At 73.9% G+C, this 17,191-nt stretch carries 15 protein-coding genes; 11 read left to right on the plus strand and 4 right to left on the minus strand.

What is annotated here, in order from left to right; translation table 11 throughout:
- Window positions 1–8 precede the first annotated feature (8 nt).
- Complete coding sequence (locus AC1DW8_RS19725; RefSeq protein WP_156415415.1) at window positions 9–1,841, plus strand: sensor histidine kinase; 1,833 nt, start codon at window positions 9–11, stop codon at window positions 1,839–1,841.
- Here AC1DW8_RS19725 and AC1DW8_RS19730 read toward each other — a convergent pair.
- The 4 genes from AC1DW8_RS19730 to AC1DW8_RS19745 all read right to left on the minus strand — a co-directional run bounded on the left by AC1DW8_RS19730 (window position 1,816) and on the right by AC1DW8_RS19745 (window position 6,052).
- The gene (locus tag AC1DW8_RS19730) at window positions 1,816–3,009 is read right to left on the minus strand and encodes a hypothetical protein (protein WP_478095590.1); all 1,194 of its coding nucleotides are present in this window, start codon (window positions 3,007–3,009) and stop codon (window positions 1,816–1,818) included. The two genes, AC1DW8_RS19725 and AC1DW8_RS19730, sit on opposite strands and share 26 nt — an antisense overlap.
- Before the next feature lie 95 nt (window positions 3,010–3,104).
- Window positions 3,105–3,494 (minus strand): hypothetical protein, encoded by a 390-nt coding sequence (locus AC1DW8_RS19735; protein WP_056771876.1) that lies wholly within the window; start codon window positions 3,492–3,494, stop codon window positions 3,105–3,107.
- 96 nt (window positions 3,495–3,590) lie between these two features.
- The gene (locus AC1DW8_RS19740) at window positions 3,591–5,261 is read right to left on the minus strand and encodes an alkaline phosphatase family protein (protein WP_056822488.1); all 1,671 of its coding nucleotides are present in this window, start codon (window positions 5,259–5,261) and stop codon (window positions 3,591–3,593) included.
- The gene (locus tag AC1DW8_RS19745) at window positions 5,258–6,052 is read right to left on the minus strand and encodes a CDP-alcohol phosphatidyltransferase family protein (protein WP_478095591.1); all 795 of its coding nucleotides are present in this window, start codon (window positions 6,050–6,052) and stop codon (window positions 5,258–5,260) included. Before AC1DW8_RS19745 ends, AC1DW8_RS19740 begins: the two co-directional genes overlap by 4 nt.
- Window positions 6,053–6,144: 92 nt before the next feature.
- Between AC1DW8_RS19745 and AC1DW8_RS19750 the strand changes: the two genes are divergently transcribed.
- The 10 genes from AC1DW8_RS19750 to AC1DW8_RS19795 all read left to right on the plus strand — a co-directional run bounded on the left by AC1DW8_RS19750 (window position 6,145) and on the right by AC1DW8_RS19795 (window position 17,171).
- Window positions 6,145–7,137 carry an MDR/zinc-dependent alcohol dehydrogenase-like family protein gene (locus AC1DW8_RS19750; RefSeq protein ID WP_056771868.1) on the plus strand — a complete coding sequence of 331 codons (993 nt, stop codon included), beginning with the start codon at window positions 6,145–6,147 and terminating at the stop codon, window positions 7,135–7,137.
- Between the two features lie 11 nt (window positions 7,138–7,148).
- Entirely contained in the window at window positions 7,149–7,547 is a 399-nt protein-coding gene (locus AC1DW8_RS19755) for a 6-pyruvoyl trahydropterin synthase family protein (protein ID WP_056771865.1), read from the plus strand.
- Window positions 7,535–8,596: a glycosyltransferase family 4 protein gene (locus AC1DW8_RS19760; RefSeq protein ID WP_478095592.1), complete on the plus strand. Its 1,062-nt coding sequence runs from the start codon at window positions 7,535–7,537 to the stop codon at window positions 8,594–8,596. Before AC1DW8_RS19755 ends, AC1DW8_RS19760 begins: the two co-directional genes overlap by 13 nt.
- An 83-nt stretch (window positions 8,597–8,679) precedes the next feature.
- A complete protein-coding gene (locus tag AC1DW8_RS19765) occupies window positions 8,680–9,663 on the plus strand; it encodes a lysylphosphatidylglycerol synthase transmembrane domain-containing protein (RefSeq protein WP_478095593.1) in 984 nt (327 codons plus the stop codon).
- Window positions 9,656–10,351: a RibD family protein gene (locus tag AC1DW8_RS19770; RefSeq protein WP_082619394.1), complete on the plus strand. Its 696-nt coding sequence runs from the start codon at window positions 9,656–9,658 to the stop codon at window positions 10,349–10,351. Before AC1DW8_RS19765 ends, AC1DW8_RS19770 begins: the two co-directional genes overlap by 8 nt.
- A gap of 68 nt (window positions 10,352–10,419) precedes the next feature.
- Complete coding sequence (locus AC1DW8_RS19775) at window positions 10,420–11,034, plus strand: GTP cyclohydrolase II (protein WP_478095624.1); 615 nt, start codon at window positions 10,420–10,422, stop codon at window positions 11,032–11,034.
- A gap of 54 nt (window positions 11,035–11,088) precedes the next feature.
- On the plus strand, window positions 11,089–12,555 hold the full coding sequence (locus tag AC1DW8_RS19780) for a xanthine dehydrogenase small subunit (RefSeq protein ID WP_478095594.1): 1,467 nt from the start codon (window positions 11,089–11,091) through the stop codon (window positions 12,553–12,555).
- The gene (xdhB, locus tag AC1DW8_RS19785) at window positions 12,552–15,023 is read left to right on the plus strand and encodes a xanthine dehydrogenase molybdopterin binding subunit (RefSeq protein WP_478095595.1); all 2,472 of its coding nucleotides are present in this window, start codon (window positions 12,552–12,554) and stop codon (window positions 15,021–15,023) included. The genes AC1DW8_RS19780 and xdhB overlap by 4 nt, the downstream gene beginning before the upstream one ends.
- A gap of 1 nt (window position 15,024) precedes the next feature.
- Window positions 15,025–15,864: a xanthine dehydrogenase accessory protein XdhC gene (xdhC, locus tag AC1DW8_RS19790; RefSeq protein WP_478095596.1), complete on the plus strand. Its 840-nt coding sequence runs from the start codon at window positions 15,025–15,027 to the stop codon at window positions 15,862–15,864.
- Window positions 15,861–17,171 (plus strand): guanine deaminase, encoded by a 1,311-nt coding sequence (locus AC1DW8_RS19795; RefSeq protein ID WP_478095597.1) that lies wholly within the window; start codon window positions 15,861–15,863, stop codon window positions 17,169–17,171. The genes xdhC and AC1DW8_RS19795 overlap by 4 nt, the downstream gene beginning before the upstream one ends.
- The last annotated feature ends 20 nt before the right edge of the window (window positions 17,172–17,191 follow it).

Genomic DNA, 17,191 nt, shown 5'->3' on the forward strand with positions numbered 1-17,191 from the left:
CCAGGGGTATGACGCAGACAGGGGACAGGGTGCGCGACGGCGTGGTGTGGGAGGTGCTGGCGCTCAGTCGGCTCACTGAGCTGATGAACCGGGTCAGCGCACAGGACGACCTGTCGATCCTCTTCGACATGGTCGTCGACGGCGCCGCCGACGTGGTCGGCTTCAAGGTGGCGGCGATCAGTCTCGTCGTGCCCTCGGGCGACATCGAGGTCGTGGCCGTGGCCGGCGACGACGACGCGCGCGTCGAGCTGCTCGGCAGGCGGACGCCGCGTCCGGTCCTCGAGGCCGAGTTCGCCGTGGCCGAGAGGTGGGGGAGCCTGCGCTTCGTCCCCGCCGGCGAGCTGCCCGACGGGTCGGCCGAGGGCTGGGTGTCGGCCGACTGGACCGCGCCGACCCCTGCCGGTGACCCCGATGCGTGGAACCCCGAGGACACCCTCATCGCACCGTTCTTCGACGCCGTCGGGGAGCTGCTCGGCATCCTCTCGGTCGACCTGCCGCTCAGCGGGCGTCGCCCCGACGTGACGCAACGGGCCGTGCTCGAGCTCTTCGCCAACCAGACCGGCATCGCCATCTCGGCCGCCCGCCAGCGCCACGCCCTGTCCGAGCGGGTCCGTCTCGGTGAGGCCGTGCAGACGGTGGCGCGCATCGCGCAGGAGGACCTCGACCCCGCCCGGGTCGTCGACGTCGCGGCGATGCCGATCTCGGCCGGCCTCGCGTCGGCGGGCCTGTGGCTGCGGGCCTTCGCGGGCGAGGACGACGACGAGCGTGAGAGCGTCTCGGCGCGCAGCGGCGAGCGCGTGCACACGCCCGTCTCGCTCGTCGCGATCGCCCGTCGGATGGCCGCCCGCTGCTGGCGTGCCGGTGTCGTCGCGGTCGTCGGCGCCGACGGCCACGTCGAGCCGGCGCGCCTCTGGAGCGACGACGACATCGCGCAGGTGCGCGTCTTCCTGTCCGACGCCGCCGCGCGCTCGCTGCTCATCGCGCCGATGGGTTCGGGGTCGAGCTGCTTCGGCTACATCGCCTGCACGCGCGGGCCCGGTGACCCCGACTGGACCGACGCCGAGGCGCAGGCCGCGCTCGAGATGGGCCGTGACCTCGGGCGGGCCATCCGGAACGCCCGGCTGTATGCCGTCGAGCGGCGGGTCGCGGCCGAGCTGCGTGAGGCCGACCGCAGCAAGACGCAGCTCTTCTCGACCGTGTCGCACGAGCTGAAGAACCCCCTCGCCTCGATCGTCGGGCACGTCGAGCTGCTCCGGCAGGAGCCGGACGGCAACGGCGACTGGTCGCTCGGGGTCATCGAGCGCAACACCGAGCGGCTGCAGAGCCTCGTCGACGACCTGCTGACGCTGTCGCGGGTCAGCGACCCCGACCGGCCCATGCCCGAGGCCGACGTCGACCTCGGCGAGGTGTCGCGTGACGTCGTCGACATGTTCCGTCCGCGCGCGGACACCCAGCAGGTCAGTCTGACCTTCGACCTCGAGGAGCGGCTGCCGCTCGTCCGGGGCAGTGCTGGCGACCTCGAGCGGGTCGTGCAGAACCTCGTGAGCAACGCGGTGAAGTTCACCCCGGCCGGCGGGAAGGTGGCGGTCTCCGTCGCGAGCCGTCGCGACCGGGTCGTGCTCGAGTGCATCGACGACGGACTCGGCATCTCACCCGAGGACCAGGAGAGCCTCTTCACGGAGTTCTTCCGCGGCACGAACCCGGAGACCCTCCAGGTGCCGGGCACGGGTCTCGGCCTCAGCATCGCGCAGCGCGTGGTGACGAGGCACGGCGGGCGCATCGACGTCGAGTCCGAGCTCGGCCGGGGGACGAGCATCACGCTCCTGCTGCCGGCTCTCTGACCTCGGGCGCGGGGGCCCGACCGGCGAGCAGGGCGACGACGAGCGCGAGCGCGGCCACGGCGGCGAGCACGATCGTCCAGCCCGTTCCGAGGTCGCCGGCGAAGACGACGACGAGCACGCAGACGACGGCGACACCGATGGCGACCGGGATCGCGAGCGGCGTGCCGGCGGCGCGGTCCATCCCGCCGCGGGCACGGTTCCACCCGGTGACGGCCAGGGACCGCACCCGGCGGGCCCCGCGCGACGGGCCGACGACGAGGGCGACGAGCACCACGGCGAGAGCGACCACGACGACGACGCGCACGAGCTGGCGCAGGCCCTCGGTGACCGTGTCGATGACGGAGACCGCGGCAGCGGAGGCGCCGGGCGGCAGGCTGCTCGCCACGTGCGACCGGGCGAACGACAGCCCCAGCACGAGCACGACGCAGGCCACAGCGGCACCGAGCCCCACGCGTACCAGTGCTCGCCGGCGGTCGCGCGCCATGGCGACCCCTCCGGCGATGAACGCGAGAGCCAGCAGCGGCAGGGCCACGCCGCCGATGCGCAGGGCGTTGTAGGCGGTGCGTGCGGTGTCGAGGTCGCTGCTGGGGAGCAGGGGCACCGACACGGTGATCGGCGGCAGCTTGTCGACGAGCGGGACCCCTGCGGCGACGAGGCGCTGCTCGACGGGCTCGACGAGGTTGCCGATGTCGATGCTCACGGTCGACCCGTTGTCGACGATGGCGCCGTCGGGCGACCGTGACAGCACGGCGACGAGCTGGGCGTGCGCGACTCGGTTCGCCGCGACCCAGGCCGTGGCGAACTGGTCGCTCTCGACGACCGCGGTGACGACCCGGCGCACGACCTGCTCGACCTGGGCCGCGAGCGGTGCCGCGAGCAGTCCGAGCGCCCGGGTGGCTGCGGCGGGGAGCCCGCGGTTCTCCAGCGCGGCGAGCGCACGGTCGACGAGGTGCTGGTCGCTGATGGCAGCCACGACGCGTGCGGTGGCGCGGTCCTCGACGAAGGACGTGACGGCCGGGTCGGTGGCGAGCGGGGTGATCGTCGCGACATACGTGTCCGTGTCGGTCACCGTCGTGCGCAGCCACGTCGCGGTCGCCCCGACCGGCACGAGCACGACGCCGATGACGAGGAGCACGGCTGCCAGCACCGAGCGAAGTCGTGCGGGCATCTCGACCTCCGGGTGTCACGGGGACAGGCCTCCGACCTGTCCACTGAGCCTCCCGTGGCGCCGCGGCCACCCGCATCCCCCGATGCGGGTGAGGCTCAGGCGGCGTGCCGCTTGGCGGGTTGCGCCAGCTGGGGCGCCATCGACCGCCCGCGCAGCAGCAGGAGGCCGCCGACGACGATGCAGACCACCTCGGCGATCGCGGCCGTCCAGACCGAACCGCCCGCCCACACGGTGTGCACGCCGAGCAGTCCGACGGTGGACGCGATGATGAACGCCCCGAGCGTGGCGGCTCCGAAACCGGCGGTCAGGAACGCCGGGACCCAGTGCTCCCAGCGGAGCAGCAGGATCGCGATGACGACGCCGGCCACGACGTTGATGAGGAACATCGGCCCCACGCTCTGGTTGCGCACCCCGTCGAACCACAGGTAGAGGTGCACGCCGGCGGAGACGAGCAACGCCACCGCTCCCACGCCTCGGAGTCTCATGATGCGCTCCTGTCGTCCGGGTCGCGCCGCGGCGTCCCGTTGGCGTCGCGGTGTTGGACTCCCTTCCCCTGAAGACGCTCCGTCGTGGGCGCCGGTTCAGCCGCCGGCGGTCGGCCCGTAGGCGGCGAGGAAGCGGTCGCGGAAGCGGTCCATCGGCCAGACCGGGGCGGCGGGTCCGGGTCGCAGCCCGTCCTGCCAGCCCCACGAGGAGATGCGCGCGAGCACGGCCGGGTCGCGGGCGACGATGCTGACGGGCACGTCGTGCCCGGCGTGGTCGCCCGAGACGATGCTGACCGGCTGGTGGTCGCCGAGCACGAGGACGACGAGGTCGTCGTCGTGGGTCGCGCGCAGGAACGACACGACGCTGTCGAGGGAGTATGCGACCGTCTGGCCGTATGCCGCCCGCACCCTCTCGGGACTGCTCCACACCACGTCGCGTGGCGTCGCGAGCCCCGCCTGGGCGAGGTAGGGGGAGCCGTCGCCGATCGCCGCCCAGTCGAGCAGCCGCGGCAGCGGCGCCCAGGGGACGTGGCTCGTCACGAGGTCGATCTCGGCCATGACCGGCGGCCGTCGACCGGGCGGGCGGCGCTGCAGCTCGAGCCGGTCGAAGGCTGACAGCGTGTACTGGTCGGGCATCGGTGCGTAGCCGAAACCGGGCCCGGCATAGCCCAGGGTGCGTGCGTCGTAGACGGTGTCGTAGCCGTAGAAGGCCTTGCCCTCGGGCCAGTCGTGACGGTTGGCCGGGATGACGTCGACGGTGCGCCACCCGGCGCGGGCGAAGGCACCGGCGAGGGTGAGGCGGCGGTCGGCCGACGTCGCGGTGTCGAGGAGCTGGTCGTAGCGCCGCTGACTGCTCACCCAGAGTCCGGACTGGAGGGTGGAGTGGGCGAGCCAGCTGATCCCGCCGAAGGTGGGGGACGTGAGCCACGCGCTGCGCGTCGTGTAGCCGGAGGCCTTCAGCCCGTTCGTCCCGGCCGTGAGCGCCCTTGCCACGTCGGGGCTCTCGTCGACGGCGACCTTGCCGTAGCTCTCGACGAAGACGACGACGACGTCCTTGCCGCGCAACGCGGTCAGCAGACCGCCCGGCGCGGTGTCGCGGTACGGGTCGACGGTGATCTGCGCGGCGAAGACGTCCTGGTCGTGGAGGCCGTCGCGCACCGACGTGAACTCGCGGCCGGCGAGGGCCGCCGTGCTCGACGACGCGGCGGGCAGGTCTGCCGTGACGCCGAGCCCGAGCGAGGCGCAGACGCCCCAGGCGACCGCCCCGGCCACGAGGGCGCGCGTCGCGCCGGTCTGGTGGCGATCGACGACCCGCCCGACCCGTCGCACGGCCAGGGGCGTCAGCACGACGATGCCGAGCAGGAGCAGCCCCGCCGCGACGACGGCCACCACCGCCGTCACCGGACCCGTCGAGTCGCCGAGGAGGTCGGTGGCCGACCCGGCGTAGCGCCAGTCGGTGAGCGGGTTGAACGTCCGGTAGAGCGTCGCGAGGAAGGCCGCGTCGAGGACCCGGACGACGAGGAGGACCCCGAGGCCCAGCCCGACCGCGATCGTGAAGGACCGCGCGGCCACGCCGCGCAGGAGCAGGAGCCCGGCCACGAGGACCAGGCCCTCGACGGGGATCCGGAGCAGCGCCAGCGGTGTCGGCGACCAGCCGACCGCCGGGTTCGGCGCGACGAGCGCGACCCAGACGAGCAGGACGGCGAGGGTGGTGAGGACGTGGCCGGCGACGCGGCGGCCGGTCCGGGCCCGGGGTGGCGACGTCACGGCAGCACGCGCGCGTCGACGGCCATCTGCCCGACGACCGGCCGCGGAGCGAGGACCTCGACCTCGTGGCGTCGGGACACCGACATCCGCCGCAGCGTGAGGACCTCGGTGCCGAACGAGAGGACGAGCAGCCCGAGCCCGGCTGCCACGGCGACCGCTGCGGCCACAGCGGGCAGGATGCCGGCGGCGGCCACCGTGAGGACGATGCCCTGGTAGGCCGCGATCACCTTGCGCCACAGACGTGCCGGGACCTGTCCGCGCAGCCACGGCGCCCATCGGGCCGCGAGCGCGACGAGCAGCAGGAGGTAGCGGGCGACCCCGACGCCGAGCACCCACCACCCGAGGTCACGGGTGACGGCCACGCTGAGGACGAGGATGAGGAAGGCGTCGGTCTCCATGTCGAAGCGCGCGCCGAGCGGGTGGACGGTCCCGGTGCGGCGCGCGACCCGGCCGTCCACCGCATCGAGGACGAGTGCCACCGAGGCGAGGGCCACGAGGACGCCGGTCGGCTCGTCGGTGCCCCCGGTCCCCGCCACGGTCCCCGCCACGCTGTCGGCGACGAGGGCCGCGACGCCGCACACGAGCACCGCCCTCGACAGGGTGACACGGTCGGCGGGCAGGAGGCGCCGGCGCGAGGCCCGGACGAGCCCGGCCGTGAGCAGGGCGCAGAGCACCACCCCCGAGGCCAGGCCGACGATCCAGCCGGCTGCGCCGAGGCCGGTCGCCCGGCCCAGGACGGCGAGCAGGGTCAGCACGCCGACGAGCCCGACGACCGGGCCGTGAGGGGTCACGTGACGCACTGCGCCTCCACCGGGCTTGAGAGGTTTCATCCAAGGACGCCGTCGTCACCGCCGGAGTTCACGGACAGCCCTAGTCTGGTCGCGTGTCCACCGATGCGCGGGCTTTCTGGGTGGTCGAGCCCGGCAGGGGCGAGATCCGGCCGGTCACCGTGCCCGCTCCCGGATCGGGCGAGGTGCTCGTGCGGGCGCTGCACTCGGGCGTGAGCCGCGGCACCGAGACCATCGTCTTCCGTGGGAAGGTCCCCGAGGACCAGTACGCCGTCATGCGCGCCCCGCACCAGGAGGGGGACTTCCCCGGTCCCGTGAAGTACGGCTACCTCGGTGTCGGCGTCGTCGAGGAGGGCCCGACGGGTCTCGTCGGGAGGACGGTCTTCTGCCTGCACCCGCACCAGACGTCCTACGTCGTCCCCGTCGGGGCGGTCGTCGTCGTCCCCGACGACGTGCCCGCTCGGCGGGCCGTGCTCGCCGGCACCGTCGAGACCGCCGTCAACGCGCTGTGGGACGCCGCTCCGCGGCTCGGTGACCGCGTCGCCGTCGTCGGTGCGGGGATGGTCGGGTGCTGCGTCGCGCGCCTGCTCGCCGGGGTCCCCGGGTGCCGGGTGACCCTCGTCGACGTGGACCCGTCGCGGGAGGCGGTGGCGGGGTCGCTCGGGGTCGGCTTCGCACGGCCGGCCGACCTCGTCGACGTGCGCGGGGACCACGACCTCGTCGTCCACACGAGCGCCACGGGTGCCGGGCTCCAGCTCTCGCTCGACCTCCTCGCACCGGAGGCGACGGTGCTCGACCTCAGCTGGTACGGCGACGCGCGGGTCGAGCTGTCGCTCGGCGGAGCGTTCCACTCGTCGCGGCTGCGGATCCGAGCCAGTCAGGTGGGTTCCGTTGCGGCAGCGAGGCGCTCGCGATACACGTATGCCGAGCGGCTGGCGCTCGCGCTCGACCTCCTGCGCGACCCGGCCTTCGACGCCCTGCTGACCGGCGACTCGCCCTTCGAGGAGCTGCCCGCGCTGATGCCGCGCCTCGCGGACGGCTCCCTGCCGGCCATCTGCCACACGATCTCCTACCGACCCACCCACTGAGCGGGGAGCCGATGTTCAGCGTGACCGTCCGGGACCACATGATGATCGCGCACAGCTTCCGGGGGGAGGTGTTCGGTCCGGCGCAGCGGTTGCACGGGGCGACGTTCGTCGTCGACGTGACCTTCCGCGGTCCCGAGCTCGACGACGACGACATCCTCGTCGACATCGGTCTCGCGACCCAGCACGTCCGCGAGGTCGTCGGTGCCTTCGGCTACCGCAACCTCGACGACGAGCCGGACTTCGCGGGGGTCAACACCTCGACCGAGGTGCTGGCCCGCACCATCGCGGAGCGGGTCGCGGTTCGCATACGCGCCGGTGACCTCGGCGGCGCCACCGACCGGGTCACCGCGCTCGCCGTGACCCTCCACGAGTCACACGTCGCCTGGGCGAGCTACGAGTGCGAGCTCTGAGGGAGTTCCACGCCGTCGTCCCGGCCGGGATCGACGACCCCCTGCTCCCGAGCGGGGGGAACACCTACGACCGCAGGGTGCTCGACGGCCTGCGTGCCCTCGGGTGGCAGGCGAGCGAGCACCCCGTGCCCGGGCGGTGGCCACACCCGGACGCGGCAGCGACGGCCTGCCTGGCCGATGTCGTCGCGGCCGTCCCCACGGGGTCGGTGCTGCTCGTCGACGGCCTCGTCGCGTCGGCCGCGGACGCCGTCCTCGTGCCCGCGGCGGACCGCGTCCATCTCGTCGTCGTCGTCCACCTGCCGCTCGGGGTGTCTGACCCGAGCGCGGCCGCGGCTGAGGGCCGGGTGCTGGCCGCGGCCGCGGCCGTCGTGACGACGAGCGGGTGGACGCGGGACGTCCTGCTCGACGCGTACGCCCTCGCCCCCGCTGGCGTGCACGTCGCCCGGCCCGGGGTCGACCGGGCGCGCGTGGCGGCCGGCGGTCCCGACGGCGGGCGCCTGATCTGCGTCGGCGCGGTGACCACGCTCAAGGGGCAGGCCGACCTCCTCGCGGCGCTCGCGCTCGTGGACGACCTCCCGTGGTCGTGCGTCCTCGTCGGCGCCCTGACGCGCGAGCCGGACGTCGTCGACGGGCTGCGTCGGCGGGTCGCGTCGGCGGGCCTCGGCGACCGCGTGCACCTCGTGGGACCGCGCGTCGGTGCGGACCTCGAGCGGACGTATGCCGCTGCCGACCTCCTCGTCCTGCCCTCCCACCTCGAGACGTACGGGATGGTCGTGACCGAGGCACTCGCGCGCGGCGTCCCGGTGCTCGCGACCGACGTCGGTGGCGTCCGCGAGGCGGTCGGGCAGGCGGGTGACGGGCGGCCCGGGCTGCTCGTCCCTGCAGGCAGCCCCGAGGCGCTGGCGGTTGCGCTCCGGTCGTGGCTCACCGACGGGGCCCTGCGGGAACGGCTGCGCCGGAATGCCCTGGCGCGACGCGACACCCTGTCATCGTGGTCGGAGACCGCAGGACACGTGTCGGCCGTGCTCGAGCGGGTAGGGGGTCGCTGAACCCGATCGTGGAGCCGGACGTCGTCACCATCAGGGGTCCCGGGCGGATACTCGGCAGATCCTGGGCAGAAAGGGCGGAGGAGATGCAGCGCGACCGGTCCTGGCTGCGCCCCCTCGCGGGGCTCGTGATCCTCGGCGTCCTCGTGTGGCGCATCGGTGGTGGCGCCTTCGTCGACGGACTGCGCCACGTCGACGCCCGTTCGGTCGCGGCGGCGGCCGCCATCGCCGTGGTCACGACCGTCTGCGGCGCGTGGCGGTGGGTCCTCGTGGCCCGGGGCCTCGGGTCCGAGCTGTCCCTGCGCTCGGCGGTCGCCGCGTGCTACCGGTCGCAGTTCCTCAACGTGACCCTGCCCGGGGGTGTGCTCGGCGACGTGCACCGAGGCGTCCGACACGGGCGTGACGGCGGCGACGTCGGCCGCGGCGTGCGGTCGGTCGTGTGGGAGCGCTCGGCCGGTCAGGTCGTCCTCCTCGGGCTGACGCTGGGCGCCGTGCTGCTGCTGCCGTCGCGCCTGCAGCCGGGCGGATCCCCCGTGGCCACCATGGTTCTCGTCGCCGGGACCGCCGCTCTGGTCGGCGTCGTGGCGACCCGGCGGCGTCGCTCGGGTCGCACCCCGGCCGTGCCACCCGGGCCCCTCGCGCAGGTCTCGCGGGTCCTTCGGGTCGCGGTCGCCGACGTGCGTCACGGACTCCTGGGACGGCATACGTGGCCGGGCGTCGTCGTGGTCTCGGCGCTCGTCGTCGTCGGGCACGTCGCGACCTTCGTGCTGGCGGCCCGCAGCGCTGGGGTGGAGGCGCCCGTGGCCGACCTCGTGCCGCTCGCGCTCGTCGTCCTCGTGGCGATGGCCCTGCCGCTCAACGTCGCCGGCTGGGGACCGCGTGAAGGGGTGGCGGCCTGGGTGTTCGGCGTGGCCGGGCTCGGCGTCGCCGGGGGAGTGGCGACCGCCGTCGTCTACGGCGTGATGTCGTTCGTCGCTGCCCTGCCGGGTGCGGCGCTGCTCGTCGTGTCGCGGCGCGGAAGCCCCCGCACCCCGAGCGCGCTCCCACCGGAAGGAGCCGTCCGTGGCTGACCGTCCCTACACCCTGCTCAGCTGTGGCATGTCGATCGACGGCTATCTCAGTGCCGGCACCTCGGCCCGGCTCATGCTGTCCAACGACGCCGACTTCGACCGTGTCGACGGAGAGCGAGCCGCGAGCGACGCGATCCTCGTCGGTGCCAGCACGATCCGTCACGACAACCCGCGCCTGCTCGTCCGCTCGCCCGAGCGGCGGGCTGCACGGGTGGCCCGCGGTCTCACCCCGTCGCCGACGAAGGTGACGGTCACGAGACGGGCCGAGCTCGACTGCGCCGCAAGCTTCTTCGCGGCCGACGGTGCGGACAAGATCGTCTACTGCCCCAGCGACGTCGTGCCCGAGGCGCGCGGACGGCTCGGTGCGGCTGCGGCCGTCGTCGATGCCGGTCGTCCCGCGACGATGCGCCGCGTCTGCGAGGACCTCGGCGACCGGGGGGTGCGGCGGCTCATGGTCGAGGGCGGCGGCACCGTGCACACGCAGCTGCTCACCGACGACCTCGCCGACGAGCTCCAGCTCGTCGTGGCGCCCTTCTTCGTCGGGGACTCGGCGGCGTGCCGGTTCGTCGGTGACGGGCGCTACCCCTGGAACGCCGGCCGTCGGGCGACGCTCGCCGAGGTGCGCCAGATCGGCGACGTGGTCCTGCTGAGGTATGCGTTGTCGCCGCGTTTCCGGGAGAGCGCGTGATCCCCGGGGCGCCGAGTCGCGCACCGACGGCTGCTCCGGGACCCCCACCGGCCCGCATCCGCACCCACGTGCTCGTACCGGTCACCTTTGCCGACGGTTTCGCGACGACGGCGCGGGTGTTCACCTTCGACGGTCTCGCCGACGGGCGCGAGCACGTCGCGCTGGGTCTCGGGGACCGTGCGGACGTCCCCGGTCCAGGGGCCTGCGACCGTGACCCGACGCCGACCCGGCTGCACAGCGAGTGCCTGACCGGTGACGTCTTCGGCAGCGGGCGGTGCGACTGCGGCGCCCAGCTGCGCGAGTCGGTCGAGCGCCTCGACGCGAGCGGCGGGTTCCTGCTCTACCTGCGGCAGGAGGGCCGCGGCATCGGGCTCTACCCGAAGCTCGACGCCTACGTGCTCCAGGACGCGGGCCTCGACACCTACGAGGCGAACGTCGCGCTCGGCTACGGCGAGGACGAGCGGGACTACACCGTCGCGGCGCAGATGCTCGGTGCGCTGGGCGTGAGCCGCGTCGAGCTGCTCAGCAACAACCCCGACAAGGTGGATCAGCTGCGGGCGCTCGGGGTCACCGTGGCCCGTCGCGTCCCGACCGGCGTCCACCTGTCTGACGCGAACGCCCACTACCTCGCGACGAAGGTCGTGCGTGGCGCGCACACCCTCGACCTGAACGTCCAGCCCTGATTGACCGCAGCACCCGGCGGTGCATCATGGGTCCGTGGACGACGGGACTTTCGGATGACGCCGGGGCAGCGCCTCTCGGTGACGGTCAATGGCACCGAGCGCGGTCTGGCGGGCACCGACCCCGCGACCAATGCCCTCGACTGGCTGCGGGGGCAGGGGCTCACCGGGGCCAAGGAGGGGTGCGCCGAGGGGGAGTGTGGCGCCTGCGCGGTGCTGGTGGCCCGCCCCGACGGTAGGTCGGGCACCGAGTGGACGGCCGTCAACGCCTGCCTCCTGCCGGCCGCCTCGTTGGACGGCCAGGAGGTCGTCACCGCCGAGGGACTGGGGACGCCCCAGCACCTGCACCCCGTGCAGCACGAGATGGCGGTGCGAGGCGGGTCGCAGTGCGGCTACTGCACGCCCGGTTTCGTCTGCTCCATGGCTGCCGAGTACTACCGGGCCGACCGGCAGGACGACGCGGCCCGTGTGGGCAGCGACGCGGACGCGCACGAGTCGGGGCCCAACGGCTTCCGGCTCGGGGCGCTCTCCGGCAACCTGTGCCGGTGCACCGGCTACCGGCCGATCCGGGACGCAGCCTTCGCGCTCGACTCCCCGGCGGCCGACGACGCGCTCGCCTCGCGGCGCTCGGACGCGCCGCCACCTCCGGTCGGGACCCGACTCTCGGGGGCGACCGGCACCTATGCCCGGGCAGCCGGCCTCGACGAGGCGCTCGAGCTGCTCGCGGCACATCCGGACGCGGCGGTCGTCGCCGGCTCGACCGACTGGGGCGTCGACGTCAACCTCCGTGGCACCAGGGCGCCGTTCGTCATCGGCATCGACCGTCTGCCCGAGCTGCGCCGCCTCGAGGTCGGTGACGAGGCCGTCGAGATCGGCGCCGCTTTGACCCTCACCGAGGTCGAGCGCGAGCTGGCCGGGCGGATCCCGCTGCTCGACCAGGTGTTCCCCCAGTTCGCCTCCCGGCTCATCCGCAACGGGGCGACCCTCGGCGGCAACCTCGGCACGGGCTCGCCGATCGGTGACCTGCCGCCCGCCCTGCTCGCGCTCGAGGCCGTCATGGTGCTGGCGAGTCCGGACGGGGACCGGCAGGTGCCGCTCGCCGACTACTGGACCGGTTACCGGCAGAGCGTGCGCCGCCCCGACGAGCTCATCCGTGCGGTGCGGATCCCCCTGCCGCTCAGCCCGACCACGGCCTTCCACAAGGTCGCCAAGCGCCGCTACGACGACATCTCCAGCGTCGCCGTCGCCGTGGCCCTCGATGTCGTCGACGGCTCCGTCCGGCGGGCGCGCATCGGTCTCGGCGGCGTGGCGGCCACCCCCGTCAGGGCGCTCGCCACCGAGGCAGCCCTGCAGGGCCGGGCCTGGACCGCGGCGACGGTGCAGGCGGCCGCCGAGGTGATGCGGGGGGAGGGCACCCCGCTCGACGACCACCGAGCCAGCGCGGCCTACCGCAGCGCGGTGCTGGGCACCTCGCTCCTTCGCCTCCATGCGGACGAGCAGTGTGCCGACGGGGTGGGCGCATGACGTCCCTGTCGCGCCGGGCCGCGGATTCCGTCGTCGGACAGCCGATCCCGCACGAGTCGGCCGCCCTTCACGTCACCGGCGATGCGCTCTACACCGATGACCTCAGCGTGCGGACCCTTGGGGTCCTGCACGCCCACCCCGTCCAGGCACCGCACGCCCACGCCCGCGTGACGCGGCTGGACCCCGACCCAGCACTCACGGTTCCGGGCGTCGTCCGCGTCCTCACCGCTGCCGACGTGCCCGGCGTCAACGACGCCGGCGTCAAGCACGACGAGCCGCTCTTCCCGTCCGAGGTGATGTTCTTTGGTCACGCCCTGTGCTGGGTCCTGGCCGACACCCTCGAGGCGGCCCGGCTCGGGGCCCTGGCCGTCGAGGTGGACTACGAGCCGCTGCCCTCGGTCGTCACCGTCCGCGAGGCGATCGAGGCCGGCAGCTTCCAGGGCGGCCAGCCGCGGCTCGAGCGCGGGCAGGTCGACGAGGCCTTCGTCGCGGCCGAGCACGTGTTCAGCGGCGAGCTCGACCTCGCCGGGCAGGAGCACTTCTACCTCGAGACGCACTGCTCGCTCGCCCACGTCGACGAGGGCGGACAGGTCTTCGTCCAGAGCAGCACCCAGCACCCGACAGAGACCCAGCAGATCGTGGCGCACGTGCTGGGCCTGGCCAGCCACGCCGTCACGGTCCAGTGCCTGCGGATGGGAGGAGGCTTCGGCGGCAAGGAGATGCAGCCGCACGGCTACGCAGCCGTGGCCGCCCTGGGAGCCGTCCTGACCGGGCGCCCCGTGCGCCTGCGCCTCACCCGGACCCAGGACCTGACGATGACGGGCAAGCGACACGGCTTCCACGCGCAGTGGCGTGCCGCGTTCGACGCTGACGGTCGCATCCAGGCGCTCGATGCCACCCTGACCTCCGACGGCGGCTGGAGCCTCGACCTCTCCGAGCCCGTGCTGGCGCGGGCGCTCTGTCACGTCGACAACGCGTACTGGATCCCCCACCTCCGGGTCGACGGGCGGATCGCCCGGACCCACAAGACGTCCCAGACGGCGTTCCGCGGGTTCGGCGGCCCCCAGGGGATGCTCGTCATCGAGGACGTCCTCGGCCGCTGCGCCCCGCTGCTCGGGATCGATCCCGTCGAGCTGCGGCGGCGCAACTTCTACGCGGAGGGCCAGGCCACGCCGTACGGCCAGGTCGTCCGTCACCCCGAGCGGGCGGTCGCGTGCTGGGAGCAGGTGCTGACGACCGGCGAGCTCGCGGAGCGCTCGGCGGCAGTCGCCGCGTACAACGCGTCCCACGAGCACACGAAGCGGGCCCTGGCCGTCACGCCGGTGAAGTTCGGGATCTCCTTCAACTTCACCGCCTTCAACCAGGCCGGGGCGCTCGTGCACGTCTACAAGGACGGCTCGGTCCTCATCACGCACGGTGGGACCGAGATGGGCCAGGGCCTGCACACGAAGATGCTGCAGGTCGCCGCGACGTCGCTCGCCGTCCCCCTGTCGCTCGTCCGGCTGGCGCCGACGCGCACCGACAAGGTGCCCAACACGTCTGCGACGGCGGCGAGCTCGGGGGCCGACCTCAACGGCGCAGCGGTCAAGGACGCCTGTGAGCAGATCCTCGAGCGGCTCCGCGCCGTGGCCGCCGCCCGGCTGGGCGTCCCCGCCGAGGACGTGCGGTTCGAGGACGGGTGCGCGCGAGCGGCGTCGGGAGCGGCGACAGGCGCAGCAGAGGTGGCCTGGACCGATCTCGTGAGTGAGGCCTACTACCAACGGGTCCAGCTCTGGGCGGCCGGCTTCTACCGCACCGAGGGACTCCACTGGGACTCGAGCCGGATGCAGGGCTCGCCGTTCAAGTACTTCTCCTACGGCGCCGCGGCAGCCGAGGTCGAGGTCGACGGCTTCACCGGCGCCTACCGGCTGCGCCGGGTCGACATCGTGCACGACGTGGGTGACTCGCTCTCTCCGCTCGTCGACCTCGGCCAGATCGAGGGTGGCTTCGTGCAGGGTGCAGGCTGGCTCACCCTCGAGGACCTCCGGTGGGACGAGTCCTCCGGCCCGACACGCGGCCGGCTCGCCACGGCATCGGCGAGCACCTACAAGCTGCCGAGCTTCTCGGAGATGCCCGAGGTCTTCAACGTCGCACTGCTCGAGCGCGCCACCGAGGACGGCGTCGTCTACGGGTCCAAGGCCGTCGGGGAGCCGCCGCTCATGCTCGCCATCTCCGTCCGCGAGGCCCTGCGCCAGGCGGCCGCCGCGTTCGGGCCCGCCGGCACGCAGGTCGACCTCGCGTCGCCGGCCACACCCGAGGCAGTCTTCTGGGCTGTCCAGCAGGCACGAGGTGCCGGCCAGCCGCCGCACACGGTGGCGGTCGTACGGGGCGGGCGCCAGGGCGTCGGCGTCGCGCCCGAGCGTGCGGACCCCGACGGGCACCCGCTGCGCCCGCACTCGGAGCAGGTCGCCGCCGGGAGGGGTGACTGACGTGCACTGGCTCTCGGCAGCCCAGCGGCTGCGTGCGGACCGGATCCCCGGCGTGCTCGTGACGGTCGCGGCCGTCCGCGGCCACGCCCCGCGCGAGCCTGGCGCCAAGATGGTCGTCTCGCCCGACGACGCGTGGGGCAGCATCGGCGGTGGCAACCTCGAGGCGACGGCCGTCGAGCGGGCGCGCGCGATGCTCGCCCGGGGCGAGGTCGCTCCCGAGCAGCTCGACCTGGCGCTCAACGAGCGCGCCCCGGTCGAGCACGGCCAGCAGTGCTGCGGTGGCGAGGTGTCGCTGCTGCTCGAGCCGCTGCCCGTCGTGCCCTCCGTGGCGATCTTCGGGATGGGGCACGTCGGCGCCGAGCTGGCGCGCATCCTCAGCCGACACGACCTCGAGCTGCACCTCGTCGACGGCCGGGCCGACCGCGTGGCCGCGGGACGACTCGCGGGGCTCGCCGACGCCGTGGCCGGCGTGCACGTCCACCACGCGCCCGTGCCGGAGCTCGTGCTCGGGCAGGTCCCGCGCGGCACTCACGTGCTCGTCATGACCCATGACCACGCCGAGGACGTCGCGCTGTGCGACGCCGCCCTGAGGTGCTCGCACCTGGGCTCGATCGGGCTCATCGGGTCGTCGGTGAAGTGGCGCCGTTTCGAGCAACGCCTTGCGGCAGAGGGCCATTCGGCGCAGGAGCTGAGCAGGATCACGACGCCGATCGGGGCGCCCGGGCTCGCCGGCAAGAGCCCGGCGACCATCGCCGTGGCTGTCGCGGTCGACCTGCTCGCGGCCTTCGAGCGGGAGCGGGAGCGGCAGCTCGAGCGCCCGACGCCGGGCACCCGTCCGTGACGATCTTCAGGGTGCGCGTCCTCGACACGCCGACGAGCCCCTTCGCCGGAGGCATGCTCCGGTCCGACGACGACTGCGGGCTGCTCGTCGGGGACGGCGTCATCACGGCCCGCGGCCCCTTCGACGTGGTGCGCGCGGAGCATCCCGACGAGCCGGTCCTCGACCTGCGCGAGGGTCTGCTCCTGCCGGGGCTCGTCGACACGCACGTGCACTTCCCCCAGGTGCGCGTCATCGGCGGGCTCGGCCTGCCGCTGCTCGACTGGCTGGACCGCTATGCCCTGCCGGAGGAGATGCGGCTCGCCGACGTCGACCACGCCCGGGGCGTGGCCCGTGACTTCGTGGCGGGGCTCGTCGACGCCGGGACGACGACCGCACTCGTCTTCGGGGCCCACCAGGCCCCGGCCGTCGACGTGATGTTCGAGGCGGCCGACCACTGGGGCCTGCGGGTCGCGACCGGCCTCGTGACCTCGGACCGGCTGCTGCCCGAGCCGCTGCTCACGACCCCCGAGCGCGCCTACGCCGAGTCGCGCCAGCTCGCGGCCCGCTGGCACGGCAAGGGCCGCCTGCGCTACGCCGTCACACCACGCTTCTCCCTCTCGGCGAGCGAGGGGGTGCTCGAGGCCTGTGCCGCCACCTTCGCCGAGGTGCCGGGGTCGCTCTTCACCTCGCACCTCAACGAGAACCTCCACGAGATCAGCGAGGTCGCCACCCTCTTCGGCGGGGCGTCCTACGTGGACACCTACGACCGCTTCGGCCTCGTCACGCCGAGGTCGGTGCTCGCTCACGACGTCCACCCGACCGATGCCGAGCTGAGCACGCTCGCCGGGCGCGGCGCCGCGGTGGCGCACTGTCCCACGAGCAACGCGGCGCTCGGCAGCGGGCTCTTCCCGCTCCGTCGTCACATCGAGGCCGGGGTGCGCGTCGCCCTCGGCTCGGACGTCGGCGCCGGCACCGGCTTCTCGCTGTTCAAGGAGGGACTGCAGGCCTACTTCGTCCAGCAGCTCCTCGGCCCGGACGGGATGCTGCTGACCTCGGCCCACCTGCTCTGGCTGAGCACCGGGGCGGGCGCCGACGCGCTCGGGCTCGGTGACGACGTGGGTGACCTCTCGGTCGGCAAGCAGTTCGACGCCGTCTGGGTGCTGCCCGAGTCCGGCGACCCGCTCGCCGTGGGCCTCGACAACGCATCGTCCCCCGACGACGCGCTCTCCAAGGTCTTCGCGCTGGGGACGACCTCCGACGTCGGCGGCGTGTGGGTCGGGGGCGAGCAGATCGCCGCCGGCCGGTGGCGGAGCCCACGCCCCCGCTGACGTGCCCCCGCCCGACCGAG

Source organism: Terrabacter sp. P2_E3 (assembly GCF_056403915.1).

What these genes read in the sequence shown, in the direction of transcription:
- AC1DW8_RS19725 (WP_156415415.1), top strand. Translation starts at nt 9, where the DNA reads ATGACGCAGACAGGGGACAGGGTGCGCGACGGCGTGGTGTGGGAGGTG.
- AC1DW8_RS19730 (WP_478095590.1), bottom strand. Translation starts at nt 3,009, where the DNA reads ATGCCCGCACGACTTCGCTCGGTGCTGGCAGCCGTGCTCCTCGTCATC.
- AC1DW8_RS19735 (WP_056771876.1), bottom strand. Translation starts at nt 3,494, where the DNA reads ATGAGACTCCGAGGCGTGGGAGCGGTGGCGTTGCTCGTCTCCGCCGGC.
- AC1DW8_RS19755 (WP_056771865.1), top strand. Translation starts at nt 7,149, where the DNA reads ATGTTCAGCGTGACCGTCCGGGACCACATGATGATCGCGCACAGCTTC.
- AC1DW8_RS19765 (WP_478095593.1), top strand. Translation starts at nt 8,680, where the DNA reads ATGCAGCGCGACCGGTCCTGGCTGCGCCCCCTCGCGGGGCTCGTGATC.
- AC1DW8_RS19780 (WP_478095594.1), top strand. Translation starts at nt 11,089, where the DNA reads ATGACGCCGGGGCAGCGCCTCTCGGTGACGGTCAATGGCACCGAGCGC.
- xdhB (WP_478095595.1), top strand. Translation starts at nt 12,552, where the DNA reads ATGACGTCCCTGTCGCGCCGGGCCGCGGATTCCGTCGTCGGACAGCCG.